At 50.7% G+C, this 20,692-nt stretch carries 13 protein-coding genes; 10 read left to right on the forward strand and 3 right to left on the reverse strand.

The annotated features are described in order from the left end of the window. Nucleotides 1-12 precede the first annotated feature (12 nt). From C7W93_RS22550 to C7W93_RS22590, 9 genes are all read left to right on the forward strand, one after another. The gene (locus tag C7W93_RS22550) at nt 13-1,608 is read left to right on the forward strand and encodes a type II and III secretion system protein family protein (RefSeq protein ID WP_161539974.1); all 1,596 of its coding nucleotides are present in this window, start codon (nt 13-15) and stop codon (nt 1,606-1,608) included. Nucleotides 1,609-1,685: 77 nt separating this feature from the next. Continuing rightward, nucleotides 1,686-3,686 carry an ATPase, T2SS/T4P/T4SS family gene (locus C7W93_RS22555; RefSeq protein ID WP_108442571.1) on the forward strand — a complete coding sequence of 667 codons (2,001 nt, stop codon included), beginning with the start codon at nt 1,686-1,688 and terminating at the stop codon, nt 3,684-3,686. After that, nucleotides 3,679-4,536 (forward strand): type II secretion system F family protein, encoded by an 858-nt coding sequence (locus C7W93_RS22560; protein ID WP_108442572.1) that lies wholly within the window; start codon nt 3,679-3,681, stop codon nt 4,534-4,536. Before C7W93_RS22555 ends, C7W93_RS22560 begins: the two co-directional genes overlap by 8 nt. Before the next feature lie 49 nt (nt 4,537-4,585). Next, the gene (locus C7W93_RS22565; RefSeq protein WP_108442573.1) at nt 4,586-5,479 is read left to right on the forward strand and encodes a type II secretion system F family protein; all 894 of its coding nucleotides are present in this window, start codon (nt 4,586-4,588) and stop codon (nt 5,477-5,479) included. 145 nt (nt 5,480-5,624) lie between these two features. Beyond that, nucleotides 5,625-5,945: a hypothetical protein gene (locus C7W93_RS22570; protein WP_108442574.1), complete on the forward strand. Its 321-nt coding sequence runs from the start codon at nt 5,625-5,627 to the stop codon at nt 5,943-5,945. A 183-nt stretch (nt 5,946-6,128) separates the two neighbouring features. Continuing rightward, complete coding sequence (locus C7W93_RS22575) at nt 6,129-6,671, forward strand: hypothetical protein (RefSeq protein ID WP_146177600.1); 543 nt, start codon at nt 6,129-6,131, stop codon at nt 6,669-6,671. A 105-nt stretch (nt 6,672-6,776) separates the two neighbouring features. Next, nucleotides 6,777-7,139 carry a DUF192 domain-containing protein gene (locus C7W93_RS22580; protein ID WP_108442576.1) on the forward strand — a complete coding sequence of 121 codons (363 nt, stop codon included), beginning with the start codon at nt 6,777-6,779 and terminating at the stop codon, nt 7,137-7,139. Between the two features lie 276 nt (nt 7,140-7,415). Further along, entirely contained in the window at nt 7,416-9,932 is a 2,517-nt protein-coding gene (locus C7W93_RS22585) for a pilus assembly protein TadG-related protein (protein ID WP_108442577.1), read from the forward strand. A gap of 5 nt (nt 9,933-9,937) precedes the next feature. Next, nucleotides 9,938-11,119 carry a hypothetical protein gene (locus tag C7W93_RS22590; RefSeq protein ID WP_108442578.1) on the forward strand — a complete coding sequence of 394 codons (1,182 nt, stop codon included), beginning with the start codon at nt 9,938-9,940 and terminating at the stop codon, nt 11,117-11,119. A gap of 108 nt (nt 11,120-11,227) precedes the next feature. Here the strand turns inward: C7W93_RS22590 and C7W93_RS22595 are convergent, their stop codons facing one another. The 3 genes from C7W93_RS22595 to C7W93_RS22605 all read right to left on the reverse strand — a co-directional run bounded on the left by C7W93_RS22595 (nt 11,228) and on the right by C7W93_RS22605 (nt 17,352). Further along, nucleotides 11,228-11,974 (reverse strand): acetoacetate decarboxylase, encoded by a 747-nt coding sequence (locus C7W93_RS22595; protein ID WP_108442579.1) that lies wholly within the window; start codon nt 11,972-11,974, stop codon nt 11,228-11,230. A 245-nt stretch (nt 11,975-12,219) separates the two neighbouring features. Then, a complete protein-coding gene (locus C7W93_RS22600) occupies nt 12,220-13,032 on the reverse strand; it encodes a carbon-nitrogen hydrolase family protein (RefSeq protein WP_108442580.1) in 813 nt (270 codons plus the stop codon). A 126-nt stretch (nt 13,033-13,158) separates the two neighbouring features. Further along, the gene (locus C7W93_RS22605) at nt 13,159-17,352 is read right to left on the reverse strand and encodes a YhdP family protein (protein WP_225870004.1); all 4,194 of its coding nucleotides are present in this window, start codon (nt 17,350-17,352) and stop codon (nt 13,159-13,161) included. A gap of 486 nt (nt 17,353-17,838) precedes the next feature. Between C7W93_RS22605 and glnE the strand changes: the two genes are divergently transcribed. Next, nucleotides 17,839-20,613, forward strand: a complete 2,775-nt coding sequence (gene glnE, locus C7W93_RS22610; protein WP_108442582.1) for a bifunctional [glutamate--ammonia ligase]-adenylyl-L-tyrosine phosphorylase/[glutamate--ammonia-ligase] adenylyltransferase — start codon at nt 17,839-17,841, stop codon at nt 20,611-20,613. The last annotated feature ends 79 nt before the right edge of the window (nt 20,614-20,692 follow it).

The following is a 20,692-nucleotide window of genomic DNA, read 5'->3' on the forward strand; positions in this document are numbered from 1 at the left end:
CCACGCCCCCTTATGAATAATCAAAAAACTTTACGCGTCGGCCTACTTTTGTCGGTACTCATCGGCAGCCGCTCTTTTGCCGCCGGGAACGCGGTCGAATATCTGGATGGGAACGCACTGGACCATGACGGCAGCATGGTGACGAATGCTAACGGGCAAGACGGCCAGCCATCACGTGCCAGTAAAATCGCTAGCGAACTTGGTGCGCCACGCACATCGAGTGTCAAAAATGGGACGACTAAAGGCGCTGCGGTCGACGATGAAATCCTGATGTATGCAGGTGAAGCGCGGGTAATTGAGGTCGGGGCAGTGAATCGAATCGCCATCGGTAATGGCAAGATTGCCTCCACCGCCGTGATTGAAAAAACCAAGCTGCTGATCATTGCGCAGGAAGTCGGCCTGACCAATATTCTGCTATGGAAAAAACCGAATTTTTCGCGTGAAATACGGCTGCGTGTAACGGCCCTGAATGTATTGAAACAACAGCGCGATGTCAAAGCAACGCTGGCCGATTTACCCGGCGTCGATGTCGTGCGGCGTGGTGAAAGGCTGTATGTAGAAGGCCATATTTCGTCGCGCGAAGACCTGGCTAAGATCACCGCATTGACCGAGCAATACGCCAACCTTATCAACTCCACCAGGCTGGATATCGACACAGTCCCCGCCTATAAACAAGAATCGCAAATGCTGGTTTTTGATTTGTATTTCGTTGAATTTAAAAAGGGTTATCTGGAGAATCTGGGCGTCAACTGGGCCAAAAGCTTCAACGGTTTCAATATCGGTATTTTTGGCGAAGCCACACGCGGCAGCACCAATCTGCGACCGTTACCGCAAGACACCAGTACCACTGGCGGCAACTTCACGTTGCCGGATCAGAAATTGCGCGGTGTCAGCGCGGCGGTCAATGCATCGATTGCGATCCCATCAATTATCCAGTTAGCGGTTGATAGCGGCAACGCCTTCGTACTGGCTTCACCGAGTATTGCAACCCGTAACGGCGGTCAGGCCAAGTTCGTCGCTGGTGGCGAAGTACCCATTCCGACGGTCAGCCAAAATGGTACTAACGTCACCTTTAAGCCCTACGGCATCTTGATTGAAATCGCACCAAAGCTCGATCAATTCGGCAATGTCACCGGCCTGCTCAAAGCGGAAGTCAGCAAGATCGATCCAAGCGTCAGCGTTGGCGGTATTCCCGGCTTTACGACACGCCGTACCGAAACCGATTTTTCGGTCAAGACGGGCGACGCCATTATTTTGTCCGGTCTTTACAGCCAGGACGGCAGCACCGATATCCAGAAAGTACCGGGATTGGGCGACGTACCGGTACTCGGCAATCTGTTTAAGGCAACCGGCACCATGCGGAATCAGACCGAAGTGTTTTTGGTTGCGATACCGCATTTGCATGAAGGTGAAAATGCTGAAACCTCGAACGCGCTACGCAATCTGAATAATCGTATTAACGCGACACGCAAAGCCGTCGGTATGCCGGAACAAGCCGAGTTGCCATCCATGCGCAATCTGGAAAATCCAGCACCGGCTGAACCGGCTCCGGTGCCAGCTGCACCGGCACCAGTTCCGACTCGTCCTAGCGACACTAGCGGGCATTAATATCTACAAAAAAAGGAACGCCATTTCGACGATGCTTATTCTTCGAAATGGCGCGAAAAAGATAATGGAAAAAGAGTATGAAAGACCCACTCATGTCTGAAAACCATGGAAGTTTTTTGCTGACGGTGGCATCCGACGGCTATGACACGCTGGATGAAGTCGCCATTACCAAAGATCGTTTCGTCATTGGCAAGGCGGAAAGCAGCGATCTGCGCCTGAAAGGGTGGAGCGTCAGTAAACTACACGCGACGTTTCTGATCAATGAAGGCAGTATTTTTATCGAAGACAGCGGCAGTATTTTCGGCACCTGGATCGAAGGCGAACGAATCAATCGCCTTGGCCCGCTGAATGCTGGTACAGAGATGCGAATCGGCAGCTATACCTTAACCCTGCACGTGAATAAGCAAGGCAGCGAATGTGCGCCAACCTCAGCAAGGAAAGACGCCAATGAAAACGAGCCGGAGCGGATCGCAGCATCTGCTCATATCCCACCACCCGCGCCTCGGGCGATGCCGACTGCAACGCTAACTTCGGTTGAGGATATCAGTTTCGATGACGACGTTTTACTGTCTGAATCGTTGCATCGTGCGCCAGCGCAAACTGTCACTTCCGGGGCATTTTTAACCAATGGCGCGACACCGCCGCAGCAATCTTCAACACAGGCTAAACCTGCGCCCCCACCGGTATTTGTCGCGCCGCCGCTTTCGGTGAGATTAGCACCTGCTGTTGCTCTCAATTCCACTCCGACAGCATCCGCAGAGCAATCCGCACCGACTGTAAAAGCGCCATCCTCGCGTCCCACCGCCGTCGGCAGGCAAGCGCCTGCTGTGCAAGCACGCGTGATCGATCATGAATTTTCGCACTGGCGTAAAACGTTGCATGAGGCCGTACTGTATGAAATCGATCTACGCCGGATCGATGCCAACAAGATGTCGGAAGACGATCTTAAGGCCAACGTCAAGACACTGATCAAGGAGTTGTTAACCTCCACTTTCACGTTACCGGACAATATCGATACCGAGCGGCTGACCAGAGAAGTGCTGGATGAAGCGGTCGGATTGGGGCCATTGGAGCCGTTGATCGCCGATGAAAGCGTAACCGAAATCATGGTCAATCGCTTCGATGAAATTTGGGTTGAGCGCGGTGGTCGGCTCGAACTATCGACCGCCACATTTACCAGCGATCTGGCGGTGATGGGCGCCATCGAACGCATCGTCACGCCGCTGGGTCGACGTATCGATGAAAGCTCGCCGATGGTCGATGCGCGGCTGAAAGACGGTTCGCGGGTGAATGCAATTGTGTCGCCACTATCGTTGCGTGGACCGACCCTGACTATTCGTAAATTCTCACGCCGCAAGATGATTGCTGAGGATCTGATCAAGTACGGATCGATGACTGAGGATATGCTGCACATCTTGCGCAGCGCGGTAGAACAACGCCTTAACATCGTCGTCTCCGGCGGGACTGGCTCGGGCAAAACAACTTTTCTAAATATGATGTCAGCCTTCGTGCCTAACGATGAGCGAATTGTGACCATCGAAGATGCGGCGGAGTTACAGCTGTCACAACCCAATTTGGTATCTCTGGAAAGTCGGCCGCCTAATGTCGAAGGTAAGGGCCACGTTGCGATTCGCGATCTGGTGCGCAATTCGCTGCGGATGCGACCGGACCGAATCATCGTCGGTGAGTGTCGCGGCGGTGAGGCGCTGGATATGTTGCAGGCAATGAATACCGGCCATGACGGATCGATGACCACGCTCCATGCTAACTCCCCGCGTGATGCGTTGGCGCGGATGGAAGTACTGGTACTGATGGCAGGGATGAACCTGCCGGTGCGTGCGATTCGCGAACAGATTTCTTCTGCGGTACACCTGATTATTCAGCTAACCCGTTATTCTTGCGGAGCGCGTAAAGTCACCGCAATCACGGAAGTCGTGGGGATTGAATCAGAAACCGTACAGCTTCAGGATATCTTTAAATTTCATCGGGAAGGACTCGATCGCAATGGTAAGACATGCGGCGAATTCCGCTATTCGGGAATGATGCCCGCGTTCATCGAGAGGATGAATAATGAATAGATTGATCTTCCTATTTTCAATCATCGTGTTTGTGCTGGTCGTATTTGTGGCGTGGTCGTTGCTGAACTCAAAAAGCTACTTCCTCAAAGCGGCGTATGACATGCATGTGCGCTATCTGGAGCGGATAAAAGAATGGACCGGCCTGAACGATGGCCGCGTCTATTTAGTTCTGTTCGCCCAGATTGCGGCGACAGCAGTGCTGGCAATAGTGATCTATTTCGTGGTCCGAAATATCTTGCTGATCTTGTTGATCGGCTACTTCATTTTTAAAGCACCGTTGTGGATTAGCGATCATAAACGCAAGCGTCGTCTCAACAGTATTGAGTATGAATTACCGACAGCATTAACCGTGATTGCCTCTAGCCTGACGGCGGGGGTTTCACTGAGTATCGCACTGCAATCCTACGCTAAAGAAATCAGTTCACCGCTGGCGAACGAGTTTGCGCACGTGATACGTCTACAGAAAGTCGGTGTCGATTTTGAGACTGCGATTGAAGAAGTCGGCAAGCGTATCGATCTGATCGATTTTCAATTACTGGTGATGACATTCCGCATCTCTAAATCCGTCGGCGGCAATCTATCGGAGACCTTGATGAGCTTGTCGAATACGATTCAGCAAAAGCTTTCTATCGAGGGAAAAATCAAGTCATTGACCGCACAGGGAAAGATGCAGGGATGGGTCATGATCTGTCTTCCTGCATTGGTGGGGATTGCGCTGTATTTCATTCAGCCAGAAGAAATGAGCCAGTTGGTCACCACCTTCTACGGAAAAATCGTATTGTTTATTTGCTTAACCATGGCTTATATCGGTCACAAGGTTATTCAAAAAATTCTCGCCATTGATGTGTAGTCGGCCAATCGATATTCAGGCAATTAAATATCACTAAAGGAGGGGAAATATGAACAGTTCAGTGTATCTTTACAGCGCAATCATATTGGCCTTCGGCAGCCTCAGCGTATTTTTGTTTTACATCTTTAAACTGCTGGCGAACGCGAAGATCAATAAATTTCGTCCGAATATGGACCCTCTACCCCCTCTATTGAAAAGGGTCTGGAGCGGCGTATTATTTTTCGATTTCTATTTCGGTGCTTATCTATCCGACGCCCGTTTGCTAAGACGCAAGCAGATGCTAAACGCCGCTGGTCTTGAATATTTCATGACACCCAACGAAACTTTTGCGGTGCAATTCTTTTCGCTGGCGGTGTCGCTGTTTCTTGGCGTATTAGTCAGTCTGGGCGCGTTTGGGATCGACTATAAAGTGTTATATGTAGTGAGCGTTCTGGCGTTGATTGGATGGTTCTATCCGCTGCTGTGGATCAAAGATCAGAAGAAGCGTCGCAATCTGGAAATCTCTCGTTACTTTCCCTCCTTTGTCGATATTGTGACACTCTGCTGCGAATGCGGTCTGACGCTGAATACCGCTATTATCAATTTTTGCGAACGCGGACCAGCCTGCATTTTGCGGCAAGAAATCGAACGCGTCGTACGGGATATGAAAACCGGTGCCGGGCGAGCCGATGCATTAGAAAAATTTGCCAGCCGCACCGGCAACCTCGATATCAAACGCTTCGTTGGCATCGTTCTGCAATGCGACAAATTAGGTGTACCGTTAGGACCAACTTTACGCAAATTCTCTGAACAAAAACGTACCGAACGCTTTCAGCGCGCCGAAAAACTCGCGATGGAAGCACCCATGAAAATGATCGCACCATTGATCATGTTCATTTTCCCCATCACCTTCATTATTATCGCCTTCCCTATCGTCCTGACTATTCTGATGAATTTCAAATAGTCGCGACACTGCAGGTTATCGTCTTCTGTCATAAGTCGATCATTCAAGCAATCCATGGCGCCGTTAACATGTGAATTACATAATTGATTGCTATTTAATATTACTAATGAACCATTTTTATACACACAACTCGAACGACTACAACATGAAAAAAAATCTCGATGGGCTTATCCTGACGCTGATACTCTCTTGCAGTAATACCGCCTGGGGAGCAACCGTCATGCCGGAGCTAAAGAAGGCCAATACCGAAATTTGTATCAAAATGGGGCGTAGCGCGCAGGGTGCGCCGAAGAACGAAGCGAAGATGCCGGCGTTCTGCAACTGTGTTACGGATACCTACTGGGATAGCGTGCCTCAGGCTGAATATAATCTGCTGACAGCAAGCGGCAAGTCGCCATCGCTGGAAGCGAACATGGAAAAACGACTTAATCTGGCTAAGGCGATTTGTCTAAAAAAAGCTGGTTGATGGCGGATGCAGCACATTAGCAATCCGACGCAAAGTAGTCATCTATTTTATTTTCAAATAAATGGCATCTCACCGGCACGCATGGTTACTTATGGACACCAAAAAATTATTACCGCGAAGGCAAAAATTATAAACATTAGCGCCCCAAAAGCTGGTTTTGGCGTTGGGATGGAGGAATTCAGGATGATAAAAATACCAACAACTACCCTTTCCTTATTAGAAAACATCAAGCACGTGCTAAACAAAAATTTATTGCTGGTTGACGATTTTTATACTGACGAAAATTTGAAACTTGTTACCGGGGGTACGCAGATTAGCCGCGTCGGGGAGAATCGAGAAAACGTCAAACGTGTTGAAATCACCCGATTTGGTGCCATCGTTAAATCGTCCTGGGATGGTCGTCGCGATGACGACGGCATCGCGATCCTATGCCGCAAAGAAGATCAGGTTGGTGGTGATGTTGAGGGCCGTCTCAATCTATGGCTGCGTAACGAGGATGAACGCGTCAGTTACCGCAACATGGAAAAACTATTCGGTGATCAATGGGAAAAATCGACTGCGCGCAACGGCGAAAAATGTCAGCCATCGCTGCATAAACACGGCAATTCAGAAATGGAATTCTTTGCGTTGAACCAAGGCGTTGAACAGACTGTACGCCTGCTTTTTAGTCCGCGTGCCAATCTGGAGATGGCAAGTTTTCTTGAAGTGAAGCCATTCGACCTGTAAATATTTTCCATCATTCAGCACGCGTTGTTCGGTTCATCTGGCGCAGTTGCCGCGTTCGATTGCCCGAACCTTCTTCCGCCTCCCACTACTCATAATCATCATCTCATGCAAATTGATATTCTAGTCGCCCGTTTTTTTTGGCAGCGCGCTGTCGGTTTGCTTGGCAGGCGCTCATTAGACGATCAGCAAGGTTTATTGATTGTGCCTTGCAATAGCATCCATACTTACTTCATGCGCTTTGCCATTGATGTCGTATTTATCGACACTGCTGGCAATATCACGAGCATCGTTGAGCACGTGCAACCATGGCGCTTGGCGAAAGCGAAAGCGAAAGCATATTCTTGCCTTGAACTTAGCGCTGGTAGTGCGGCCCGTCTTCAGTTAAAGGTGGGCCAATCTTTGCCGCAACTGGCAAAACCGCACTCGGGAAAAATGATCCGCATCGACCTCGTAATGGATGCGGTTTAGCGTTGTCATCAGAGAGTTTTCGCAGATTAAAAACAGGCCAATCAGCCGATATTTCACGCTCGCATTGCATCAAAAAATCATGTCGATTTTATGTCCCCAATTTCGACAAAAATCGCCTGCCGTTATACGAAAATTTTTATGAAGATTCGGCCTAACGTCATCAGCAGGTAACAAACCCCCGCTACTATCAAGCCTCATTTCGATGACTCCTTTCGCTTCAGGAATCGTAGACGCCATCCATTCGCACTAATGTAATTTCACATGAAGGTGCCCGGTATGGTCAAACCCTTGACGCTGGCATTTACTTCATTCTGTTTATATCCTTTTGATTTTCACGCATCGCTTTGCACCCCGCATAGTGCGGACGTTATCTCGCATTTTTTTCAGCAATCCCGATCCGCTAATCCTCGATATCACAGCGGTCACCCAACCGTGCGCACTCAGCGCGGCGCGGTATTACCAATAACGATATTTTTTCTTGCAGTGTTATGCATCGGCCTGTTTTCCCTTTATAACCTGGCGCAGGTCACCAGTGAAAAACGCCAGCTTACCAATGCCGCCGATGCGATTGCTTACAGCACGGCCAACGTCGCTGCAGAAGGTCTGAATTACACCTCGTACACCAATCGCGCGATGATCGCCAACTATCAGGCAGTCGGTCAAATGACGGCGATGTGGTCCAGCATGACAATGTCCGATGAGTACTGGCGCAATAACACCGCCGTCATGAAGGCGGTCGCTGCGCTGACTAAATTTATACCGTACATCGGCACCGGCTTATCCGGTATTTTGAAGGCCGTCAGCACATTTAGCGGCTATTGGGAAAAAATCGTCGATGGCGTGCGCGTGACCAGTCAGGTATTGGCGAATACCGGCACGGCAACCACCTCGCTGACCAATTACGCGATTTTCGCCTCGCAGCAAATCCATTTGGCGACCACTGCATCGGCCATGATTTCGATGCAAAGGGACTTGCTGGCAGCGAACGCGCCACAAGCTGAATACATACCGCAAACCATCGCGTATCAGATCGGCAAGAGCATGGTCGATTTCGGCAGCATGATCAAACTGCATCAGCCGCCGCGCAAGTTTTTGGGGAGTACGGAAATGAAAACTGCCGTACCAAATAATAAAGGGTCGGTAGATTTCAATCTGGTCCATCGTCTGATGATGGATGACATGGTCAAATTAAATGGCGGGATAGGCGGCCGCCGCCTGTTCCCGAATGCGGTCGGTTTATGGACAGTCGATGGCTGCAACCTCAGCGCTATCAACGGCATATTAAGCGGCCTCTCGGTCAATGGATTGGAGCAGATTGTTCCGGCATTAAAGGGTAATGTCGCTGCGGACGTGATCGGTCCCGTCATCGAAGCGTTCATGAATACCGTCGGCATCATCGCCAGCCCGATTATGTGTTTATACGAACGCACCGGCGGCACCCGGATGGTCCAAATGCAAGACGGCACTTATGCGTGGAGCAATATCGACATCATGGAAATCAATCCGCATCTATTCAATATTCATATCCCGATGGCGGGCGCGGTCACCATGTCCAAAGTCGGTCGTCAGGGACTGAACAAAAATCAGGAAATTCCCGATGATCTGAAAAAATTTGTAGATGTTGTCGCTGCGAATAAAAAATGGAAAGAGTCTTCATGGGGCGAATCCACCAGTATTGACGATTGCCTGTATTTCACCTTACCCACCGGCGGCGTGTATGCGCCGCGGGTGGGCGGTGCCTGCGCTTCGCTGGCTGCCGGTGCGGCCAAAAAATATTATGAACGCGGTGTGATGAATATTGCCGGTGCCTCTGCGGATCGGGCCATGAAAGGCCAGCCGCAGATCGCCAACGCGACCGAGGCGATCAGCAATGCCGCCATGGCGACCTTAGAGCCAGTATTGGAAACGGTCGGCGGCGCCATCAACGGCACCGGCTCAGCAGCATCGATCGTGAATATGCCTGATGCCAACGCTGGCAATCTGACTGGCGTGTTGGGCGGTGCGCCTGCCGGACTGCCGGCTTCAGGTACAGCACTGGACGCCCCAGCGCCCGGCATCGGCGATCCAGAAGTCGAACTGGCTAGCGGATTAGCCCAGCAGGCCGCCAATTTCACCAATCTGTCGGGTCAGGGCGGCAATGTCTCCACCGCGATTTCTAATGTGCTGGGCAACGGCTTTACGCTGCCGAATATGTCCTTTACCGATCCAGTGAATGCGCCAAGCGCCTTTCTTAAATTTCTTCTCAATGCATTAGATTTAGGCGATTTGATCGATGTTCTGGGGATGCGTACTTCACGGGGCACCGAAACACTATTTCAAAAGCCCGGTCTGGGTAGCACCGTCGCGGCCGATATGGGGCTACCAGCCGAACGCTTCGGGCTATGGGAAATGCGCGATGCAAATATCGGCAACTATCGCGTGCATGCCGCCGATCAGGCCAACGCCGACAAGAGCAATATATTTTTGGCCAGCAAAGAAATTCAAAACAATGCGTTAAAAGATATTGGTCCGTCGTTCGTCGTGGCATTGCAGGAAACCGCTGACAAATTGCCTTTGCGGCCAGAAAATAAATTCAATCTAGGTCGCACTGCGTTAAACGATTATGACACCCAGACCAAACAAAGTTATCTGAAGGCGATTGGCAAAGCGCGGGTGTATTACCGCGCGCCGCTGGAGCGCTGGACTACACGCGGGCAGCTGGTATCGCACGCAAATTTGATGCTGCCGTACTGGAACGCAAGGCTTGAAGGTCTGAACTATCCGGAAAAATCGTTGTTCTTCCTGCTCGACTAACGGCCATGCAACTATTCCTTACTTCCCATATTTCTTCACGCCCTGATCCTCAAAGCGGTCAGGCATTGGTTGAATCACTTGTTTCGTGCAGCCTGCTGATAATTTTTTTATTTGCGATGCAATGGGTCTGGCGATTTGGCGAGCTGAAACAACTCAATGCTGAAGCAACACGCTTTGCGATCTGGGAACGGACCGCCTACAACACCAACGGCGCAGCCGACCCACAATCGTTATACAGCAGCGATACCGATCTGGCGCCCAAAGTATTTCGCAGCACGTACTTAACCCCACGCGGCGCACGCCAGTCCCAAACCGCTAGCAGCAGCGCGTTGCTGCAAGACCATCCTGACTGGATGACGACCGCAGCCCGATTTTTTACCAACGCGTTTGCCAGCGCAACCTTCGGCGGCGTCGCCAATAGCGCCTTAACTGTCACCACCAGCGCCGATAAAACGCCCGGCGGACCGATGGGATTCGATCCCACGCATAACACCTTAACCAGTCTGAAGCTGGACGTGCAACCGTATCAAACAGTGCAGGTTAATGGCGCGATTGGATTGAGTGATTTCATTACCACTTTCATGCAACAACGCTTTGGGATCGCGCCACCGGCTAACGCGACAAGCACTGGCACCACCCTCACCACCAGATTGGGGACGTTGACCATGGTGACCAATTCTTGGGCCGCCCCGGGAAGCGTGGCGATCAAGCGTATCTATGAAGAACTCAATCCACTGGAGCCAACCAATCATGTCGGGATGGTGATCAACAATGGCAGCTATGGCAATCTATCGCAATTGATCGGCGGTGCATCGGGTTTTGGCGGCAATTATCGCGTCGATAAAGTCGGGATTAATCCTGCACAGATATCGTCATTAGTCTCACAAGGGATGAGCTTCAATTACGATGGCCTCAAAAATCCAGCAGACCTTTTTAAGGTTTTTAAGCCAACTGACGAATACAAAGAAAACTACGCATTTAAGGGCAGCACTCTTGAACCTGAGTTTGTTGGCGTCAATTGCACACCGAACGTACCGAACGCTATCCGGCTGACACAATACACACAAGACGAACTTTGCCCATCCGGCATGCTGCGCGGGCGCGTGATTTCCATGTTCGACAATCCGGCATTACGTTTTGTCGCGCCAAAAAAAAATCACCATCGGCAACCTGCGTTGTCGTGGTGATGATGTTCTCTGTAACCTGACGTAGAAATTAGCCGGATAAATGCTCCATGTTAGCGACATTTTTTGACCGGAATAAAGCGCCATTCTGCATCAGAATGGCGCACTCCTTTATTTTTCATTCGCCAGATAATCATACGCAACAGTGCCGTGCGGCAAAGTCAGATCGGACATAATATGCACCGCTGACAACACCTCAAGCACTGGCAAATCCGCTATCGGCGCTAACGCATGCGGACGCAGATCAAGCGCTCCGGGGCCAGTCCATGCACCCTTGACGGTAACGTCGGTCAAGCTGTACTGCACCAACTCACAAATCCGCGGCGTGCCGTCAACGTGAGGAATAATTTTGAGTAAAAAGGTCGGCGCTTCGAGCGATTTTTTGATGGTGTCGTTGTCCAGCGGGCTATGCTTATATCCCATCGTGCCCACTGCAATCTGAATGTCGCTATAAGATAACGTGCCGACCATCGTATCTTTATGCACTCTGAGTTGCGGCTCGCCCATTTTTTTGGGAAATCCCCACAACTCGCGACCACCGGCAATTGGCGGTTGATCATTTAAATACATGCTGTGGACATAACCGCCAGCCACGCCATTCAGCCTCACTGGAATCACTTGGCCTGATTCGCAATAGTGACCAAATCCGGTTGAATCCGGCATTCTGATGAATTCAAATTTAACGATCGGCTCTACAAATTGCAGCGGGGCGGGAATGATTTTTTTAAGCGCTTCCGGATCGGTGCGATAAGTAATAATCAAAAATTCGCGGTTTACGAAACGGTAAGGACCGGGAGGAAAAGCAGGATTATGAAACGGCATGGCAAACGCATTACGGCGGATATCGTCTTCAGTCATATAGTTTCCTGATGAGTAAACACTACGGGCAATATTGCCCTTTTCGATGCAAGCAATTTACAGAAATACCTTATTCAGACTTTTCTTAGGCGGGAATGTTCCTGATGCAGCAACATAAAGCGAGCAGTAGATTCGGGTATTAACGACAGCGCCAAAGCCGGATAAAAGAACGCGGCCAAATGCCGATTTCATCAGTTAGCGCCAGCGTATCTAGTTGATTGCTTACTTAGTGTGATCAGGCACGACTACAATTTCCGATGGCGTAACGCTGGCAAACTCTCCCGCACGCTGCGCATAAATTCCGGATCGATAGCACCACTGATAACGCCCTCACCTTCTGGCAGCACCGCTTTGATTTCACCCCAAGGATCAATCAACATACTGTGGCCCCATGTACGACGACCGTTGGGATGTTTGCCACCTTGGGCGGCGGCCAAAACGTAGCATTGATTTTCTATGGCACGTGCACGCAGCAGGATTTCCCAATGGGCCTGGCCGGTGGTATAGGTGAACGCGGCTGGCATCACGATCAGACTGCAATTGCCCATGGCGCGATACAACTCGGGAAAGCGCAGGTCATAGCAAACTGACAGACCGACTTTGCCGCATGGCGCATCGAAAGTGGTGACGTCTTTACCGTAAGAAATGGTCCGCGCTTCGTCGTACGATTCTTCACCTTTGGTAAAGTTAAAAAGATGGATTTTGTCGTAATGGCTGACTTGCTCACCATCCGGACCATACACCAGCGTAGCGTTGAGCACCTTGCCAGCTTCTGGTGAAATCAGCGGCAACGTACCACCGATCAAATAAATCTTATGTTCTTTTGCCAGACCGGCCATGAAGTGTTGAATCGGGCCCTTTCCGACGGCTTCGGCAATCGCCACCTTATCGCTATCATGCCGTCCCATAATCGGCCAGTATTCGGGAAGTAATACTAGTTGAGCACCTTGCTGCACCGCCTCGGCGACTAGTCTGCGGGCGGTGGCGATATTTTCTTCGACGTGGGGTGTCGATATCATTTGGATGGCTGCGATATTGAATGTCTTTGCTTCATTCATGATGTTCATACTCCGACTGTCAGGTTAGTTGTATTTACGTCTTCTTGAAATGGTTGCAGCAGCGCCAACAGACTTCACAGGCTAGCGCGATGATTCACAATATGCGGTAACGCAATCATTCACAATTCAGTCATGACCGACAGCCGTGGCGTTGCTGTTCTTGCTGCCGCTTGGCGCATCTTTATGTGCGAGCTTTTTCACCACGGGATCGCTCCAGGGGCCGGTAATATCATACTCAAAAGTAAAAGCGCGCATCAACGGATCACGCAAAAATAACTGTGCGAGGAAAGTACCTATACCGACCACCGGATTAATCGCCAGCACAGCCAACGAAGCGGCTCCGGCATTGATTTCAGGCAGCACCGCAACATGCAAATTCTGCGTTTCCTTAGCAATATCGGCACTGCCAGCCATCAATACGGTCGCGGCAACGCTGCGCATTTTAAAGTCGTCCGTAGTAACTTTTCCTTGGGCGATGGCAGCCGTCGCAACAACGCTGTCAAACGCAAAGCCCGCTGAAAATACATCACGAAAATCTAACGTCAGGCGGCGCGGTAAAGACTGCAAGCTGAGTACTCCGAGCAATTTGGCTGCACCGGCATCAACTTTCAGAAACTGGCCCTCTTTCATATCCAGATTAATTTGGCCTGACAACGACGGAATATCGATTGAAAATGGCAAGCCCTTCCAGGTGATATCACCGTCCATGCGGCCTTTGGCACCGCGCAGCACATGCGCAAAACCGAAGCGTTCCAGCAGTTTGCCCGCATCATTGACGTCCAAGGCGTAGGTCAGATTAGTGACATTGTTGTCATTGATGGTGGTCCATTTCCCAGCGGCTTTTAGCTCTGCATCAGGGTTACGAATCGACAATTGCCGTATGCGCCATTCGCTGCCGACCTCGGCGCGCTCATTGTTGGCGACCAACTCTAATCGTCCCAGTTTTTTGCCCAACAATTGAAAATCTTCCGCAACGATGTCGAGGCCTGGTATCTGGGTCGATGCATCTTTACTTTCCAATATTTCCTTAACGTCCGTCGCCGCATTTTCCGGGATGATTAATGAGGAGAGCCGTGCTGTCACCTTGCCGATGCCATGGCCGACCGCCACAGTATTCCAGGTCACATAACCCGCCGCCTGCGCCGAGTCGATATTTGCTTGCCAGACATTTTTTTGATGGGAAGCACCGACCACGACATTATTCAGTTTCTTACCCATCAGGATAAGCTCGTTGGCGCGTACCGCCACCACTTCCGGCTCAACATACTGCGCAATGCCGTTGAACTGACTGGACTCCGCTGCGCCAGTTTTAGGACTTACGGCGTCATTGGCGGCATTGGCCAGACGGCTCCATTCATCCAGATTCAACGACTTTGTATTCAAATTGACAACCACACCGCTGTCCGGATCCGGCGTTGGGGTATTCACGCCGATACCGCCGCGCAGCACTTTCCATTCAGCGTCTTTTTCAATAGTTTTCTGGCGCTGATAACGCACCGTAATCGCGGTTCCCAGCGCTACACGGATTTCGTCGCGCAGGTGTAATGCATCGTCGGACGGCATGCCAACCCATTCAAATTTCAGCGGCAAACTATCATTAGCCGCTTTGCGTAAGGGCGCAGGGAAATTTAGCGCGACCCCTTGCAAGCTCGAATCGATCAGTAGTTCGGTGTGATGATCGTGGATCGTCACGGTAGCGCTGTAACGGCTGCCACCGTTGGCATGACTTAAAATACTTTGCGCATTCGCCATCGGATAAGCGGCTCTGATACCATCCAGTGAGGCATTACCGTCAATTTTGATTTTGCTGATACCGTCAGCTTGCGTGCCGCCGCTGGCTTGTACCGGACCGCCTAGAAAATTTCCTTTTAGGCCGTTCAGATTGAATCCTTTTTGATTAAATTCAAGCTTTCCGCTGACGCTTTGCAGTGGGGGAATTATCTTTTGCAAGACCATATCGTTATTCATAAACTGTAAAACGCCGGTCACTTTGGCATCCATCGCGTGCGCTAGCGGAATGTTCAAGCCGAGTTGCAATTGCGCGTTGCCCTTGCCCTCTGACTCATTCGTAAAATTGCCGATCCAGTGATCGACCGGACTATTGTTAGTGAACGACAGGAAGTCGTTGAGCAAACCCGCGCCCTTTCCATCGATATTCAGCATACTGTCATGCGACAACAAATCCGGTACGGTGGCGACCACTTCGGTCAGCGCGACATTCGACGTTTTGGCGCTATCGGCCTTGATCTGCAATCGGCTGCGATCCACCGCAATGGTGCCGTTAATTTGCTCTAACAACGGCCACAACGGCTGCTTGCCGTCTTGTCCAAAATGGCCGGGATCGTATTCCATCTTGCCGTTTTCGATTTTGCCAAAAACACTGAACTCGCCCTTCGCTTTCGCGGTGGGGTCATTCGCTGGCAGGTTGAACGGAAAATGCGCCAGATCGCCTTTCAATTTAATCGTGACATCGCGTGCTTTACCATCCTTTAATGCACCGACCAGCCAATCACGCAGATGTTGCGGCGTATGCAACGGTAAATAAGTACCGATCTTGTTTATTTGAAATTCGCTGATTTTTCCGGTCATATCAATCATGCCAAGTCCAGCACCGGGATGATCATCCAGCGGCAACAAATGACTGCCGGATAATGAACCAACCAAGCCATCCTGCACAAAATTCATGCTGGCAATTTGTAAAAGCAGATTTTTTCCATGCGCGGGAAGCGGCGCTTTTGCATCTATTTTTGCGTGAGTTGCAGCGGCCTTCTCTGGCGCGGCATTCTGAAAATGCCAGCTCGCCTGCACATTCAGCAGATCAAACGGCATGATCGGTTGGGCAAAATAGCCAGGCAACGTGAAGGACATTTTTTCCGATGCCAGTTGCAACGTGCCGCCGACCTCGCTGGCGTTGATACTACCCGTCAGATTATCGACACCCGGAATCGCGGGCATGGCAGGTTGGGCTGGCATCGACGCTGTTTTAGGCTGGGCCACATGCGCAAGCTGGGCGTTGAGATGCAAGCCCTTAAACTGCCCTTTCGCTTGATAGGAAACCAGCGAAGGATAAGCACCCTGCCACTGCGCAGAGAAATCCTGCAACTGACCACGCGGCGAGAAATCGCTCAACATCTGAATCTGTGAGGTCGTCAACGGCAAACGTTGCGCAAAATCTGCGACTGTTGCCAGATCGAGATGGTCAGCCGTTAATGTGTAGCGCTCCAGCAGTTTTCCCTTTGCGGGGAGATAAGATTCGTTAATAGTCGTGCGCGGCAAAGTCAGACCGTCACTGTTTTCTAACGAAAAATCGATCAGCGAAACATGATGCCCATTGGCACCAAAGGTCGGAGTGCCATCTACCGGCGTCGGTCCAATTTCTTCCCGTGCTGAAATCCTGCCGTGCACTTTGCGTAATGCCAACAATGCCAGATCCTTACGCAAGCGCACGGACAAATCTGACAACTCAAGATCTGCGGTGAAATTGCGTACTTTGGCTTGATCCAGATCCAGCCATGCCCGTACCGATCCTTTGCCTTGATTCAGCTCTACCGGATAGTCGATATAGGCCTTCCAGATGGTTAGATCTGTGTCGCGCAGATTGGCGTACAGCGTCCCTTTCCAGCGGCTGATATCGGCCCTTTTTCGGACAAATGCAGGATGGGCAAAATCGGCGCGCACGTCGATTGGTGCAGCGAAAGTAGCTGGAGGAGTCGCCTGTACCGATAGAAAATGATGACGCCAGCGATTACGCAACACTAAATTAACATTTGTCAATGTCAATTCAGGCGCCGCCCGCTGTTTATCGTTCCAGCGGATGCTACCTTGCCGGATCACAATTTGATGCTGCTCAAGCACCCATTCGGCACCGCCGCCGCCATTCTCTGTTTTAGTAATTGGCATGCCAGCGACAAACAGATTGCCCTGCGCGTCACGCGCAATTTGTAGATCAGGCCGATTAATCTCAAGCGCATCCAGACGCAATCTTCCAAGCAATACGGAGCGCCATGACAGCGTGGCCACGACCTCAGGCAAACTTAAGGCTGGCGCATTTTTCTTGTCGTGAACAAGCAGATTAGTCAACGTCAGCTTGGGCTGAAATCCATCCCAGGAGGCTGCAATCTCACCGATGGTGATTGGACTGCCGATAGTGTTACTGGCGATCTGTTCGACGTTACTTTTGTATAGATTAATGTTCGGCAGCACCACGTAGCGCAAAGTCAGAAATACGCCACAAAACAAAAAATACGCAACAATCAGGGTCTTCAGGACAAACCCGGCCACATGGTGGGTTATCCGATTGATGTGATTGTATCCGCCCACAATTTGACGCCACAAAAGTCTGAGGTGCTGACGTGGAAAACGCGACTCGGCAGGAGGGTTTTTTTGTTGCTCTTGAGACATTAAATCAATATAAAGATGTTTTATTTATTAATATTAAGCTAAGGAAAAACTGAAAACAAAGCAGAAAAATCGATGAATAATGCCGATAACGCAAGGTAAAATAAATCTATTGCGCGCTACCGAATTAATCAGACCAAGGATTTGTCACTATGTTCGCATGGATCGTTGGGGATAAATATTAAAACCCGTTAAAACACCTATAAATCGCAATTAAAACCGGGGGAAACGTATTTTCAAACTCATCTCATCGATGCCTTCATCGATCCTTACCGCGCCTTTCATGCGCTGTCATCTGGTAGTCAACGCGTCGTCACCGGACTGTCACCAAATAGTCACATAAGTTGCTGCAAAACGCGCTACGTCTATCAAAGCCCTACTCCATCATCTATTTCACGATAAAAAGCTGTGACTACATCTCTCATTAGCATTGCCTCTGCCTCCCATTTTTATACCCGCTGGGTCAATGCGGAAACTGGCCGCTCAGAAAAAATTGCCGATCTGGCGCAATTATCCTTAAGCAATGCGCCCTTTGCGCAACTGTTACAAAAGGAAATGGATGCTGGCATGCCATTGCCGCGTGCGATGCGGCGGCTGCGTAACCTGATTATTTGTACGCTAATTGCGCGTGACCTGAGCGGCGTGGCCGATTTGGAAGAGGTCGTCAGTACGATGACGGACTTTGCTGATTTTGTGGTGCAAACCCATTTGAGCAGCCTCATGACCGAAATGGTCGCGCTGCACGGTACGCCTATCGGGGAAGAATCAGGCCTGGCGCAAGAGTTAATCGTTCTGGGCATGGGCAAACTCGGTGGCGGCGAACTGAATGTATCGTCGGATATCGATTTGATTTTTGTGTATGCCGAAGACGGCGATACCCTGATCGAACATCCTGAACAACGCACTCTCTCCAATCACGAATTCTTTGTGCGTCTTGGCAAAAAACTGATAGCTGCGATTGCCGACATCACCGAAGACGGCTTCACTTTCCGCGTGGATATGGCGCTGCGGCCGAATGGTGCGTCCGGTCCATTGGTCGCCAGCTTAAATATGGTGGAAACTTATCTGGTGACGCAAGGGCGCGAATGGGAGCGCTATGCCTGGTGCAAAGCACGGGCAATGACCGGCAAACCGGAAGATATCGCGCTGCTGGAAAACATCTCCCGGCCTTTTGTGTTCCGACGTTATCTGGATTACGGCACCATCGATGCGATGCGTTTGATGCACGGACAAATCCGCGCCGAGGTACGGCGGCAGGAGACTTTGCACCCGGATCGGAATAATAACGTCAAGCTGGGACGCGGCGGCATCCGTGAAATTGAGTTTCTGGCGCAGGTTTTTCAGTTGATACGCGGCGGACGCGATCTCGATCTGCGCGATCGCTCTACCCGTTCTACTTTGCGGACACTGGTTAAAAAGAATTTACTCACGGCCACTGACGTTGACCAGTTATTAGAAGCCTACGATTTTTTACGCAATCTGGAACATCGCCTGCAATACCTCGAAGATGCCCAGACCCATACATTGCCGACAAGCGAAGAGCAACGTCTGATCATCGCGCAAGCCATGGGATTTGAGGATGTGCCCACCCTTTTGCACGAATTGGAAAAGCGTAGAGTGTTAGTTGCCGCCCAGTTTGACGCCATCTTTAGCGATAAACAAAACGGCCAGACCGCGAATGCCGATGGCGGCAAAAACGATAGCGATGGCGACTGCCCACTATGCGGCTTGAGCGACAGAGATAGCCCGGAGGCCATCGCCAGCACACTCACGTCGTTGGGTTTTAGCGATGCCGAAGAGGCCGCTCGTCGTCTGGCATCGATCTGGCAATCGCCGCGCATACAAAGCTTGCCGGAAATTAGCCGCAATCGTTTCACCGCATTGATTAACGTGGCATTGCCGATCATTGGCGCGCTGCCGGAGTCGAAAAATAGCGCCGAATCGACTTCGCATCTAAACACATTAGGCCGCTTGCTGGATTTTCTGGAAACCATCGCGCGCCGCGCCGCTTATCTGGCGCTTTTGACTGAATATCCGCATACGCTGACCCGCGTTATCCGCATGATCGGGGCCAGCGACTGGGCCGCTAAATTCCTGACACGTCACCCTATCCTGCTGGATGAATTGCTGGATAATCGCCATCTCAACACGGTGCCCGACTGGCCGGTTTTTGCGCAAGACTGTCAACGCCAGATGGACGCTGTTGCGGGCGATACCGAGCGCCAACTCGATCTGCTGCGCGAACTGCACCATGTTCAGTTATTCCGCCTGTTGGCGCAAGATCTGGAAGGTAAATTAAGCGTAGAAACTCTGGCTGATTATCTGTCGTTACTGGCCGATATTTTGGTCGACACGACGATCCAGTCGGTCTGGAAAACCTTTCCTAATCGCCATCGCGAAGTACCGAAATTCGCCGTCATTGCGTATGGAAAATTAGGCGGCAAAGAACTTAGCTACGCATCCGATCTGGATATCGTTTTTCTGTACGACGATGACGATCAGGATGCGCCAGCGCTCTACGCCAAGCTGGCCCAACGTTTTATCACCTGGATGACGAGCCATACTTCCGCCGGGATCTTGTTTGACATCGATATCGCCTTACGCCCAGATGGTGCCAGCGGCTTGTTGGTATCGTCATTTGCCACCTTCGAAAGATATCAACGCAATTCAGCGTGGCTGTGGGAGCATCAGGCACTAACTCGCGCCCGCTTCTGTTCCGGCGATAGTCAGATTGGCGAGCGCTTTGAGGCTTTGCGCGTAGACGTATTGCGGCAAGTCCGCGATCCGCTAAAGTTGCAGCAGGAAGTAAGCGATATGCGACAAAAAATGCGCGACGCCAACCGCAATCGCAGCACGCTGTTTGATCTGAAACACGATGCCGGGGGCATGATCGATATCGAATTTTTAGTGCAGTTTTTGATCTTGCGATACTCTGCAACACATCCAGAACTGACCGCTGATATCGGCAATATTGCGTTGCTAAAATTATGTGGCGATCTGGGATTGATCGACACAACGCTTGCCAACGAGGTGGCAAACGCATATCGCCACTATCGCAAATTACAGCATCAACGCCGCCTGCAAGGCGATGAACGTGCGCGCATATCGCCAGAATGGGTGACATCAGAGGTAACGGCGGTAACGGCATTATTGGCGACAGTATTTGCGACGCCGGCAACGTAGAAACAACTTGAAAACGTGAATTGCTGTTCAAAAAAAAGCCCCGACTCGCGAGGCTTTAATTTTACTGTCGTAGCAAACC

This window comes from Glaciimonas sp. PCH181 (assembly GCF_003056055.1).
GTDB lineage: Bacteria > Pseudomonadota > Gammaproteobacteria > Burkholderiales > Burkholderiaceae_D > Glaciimonas.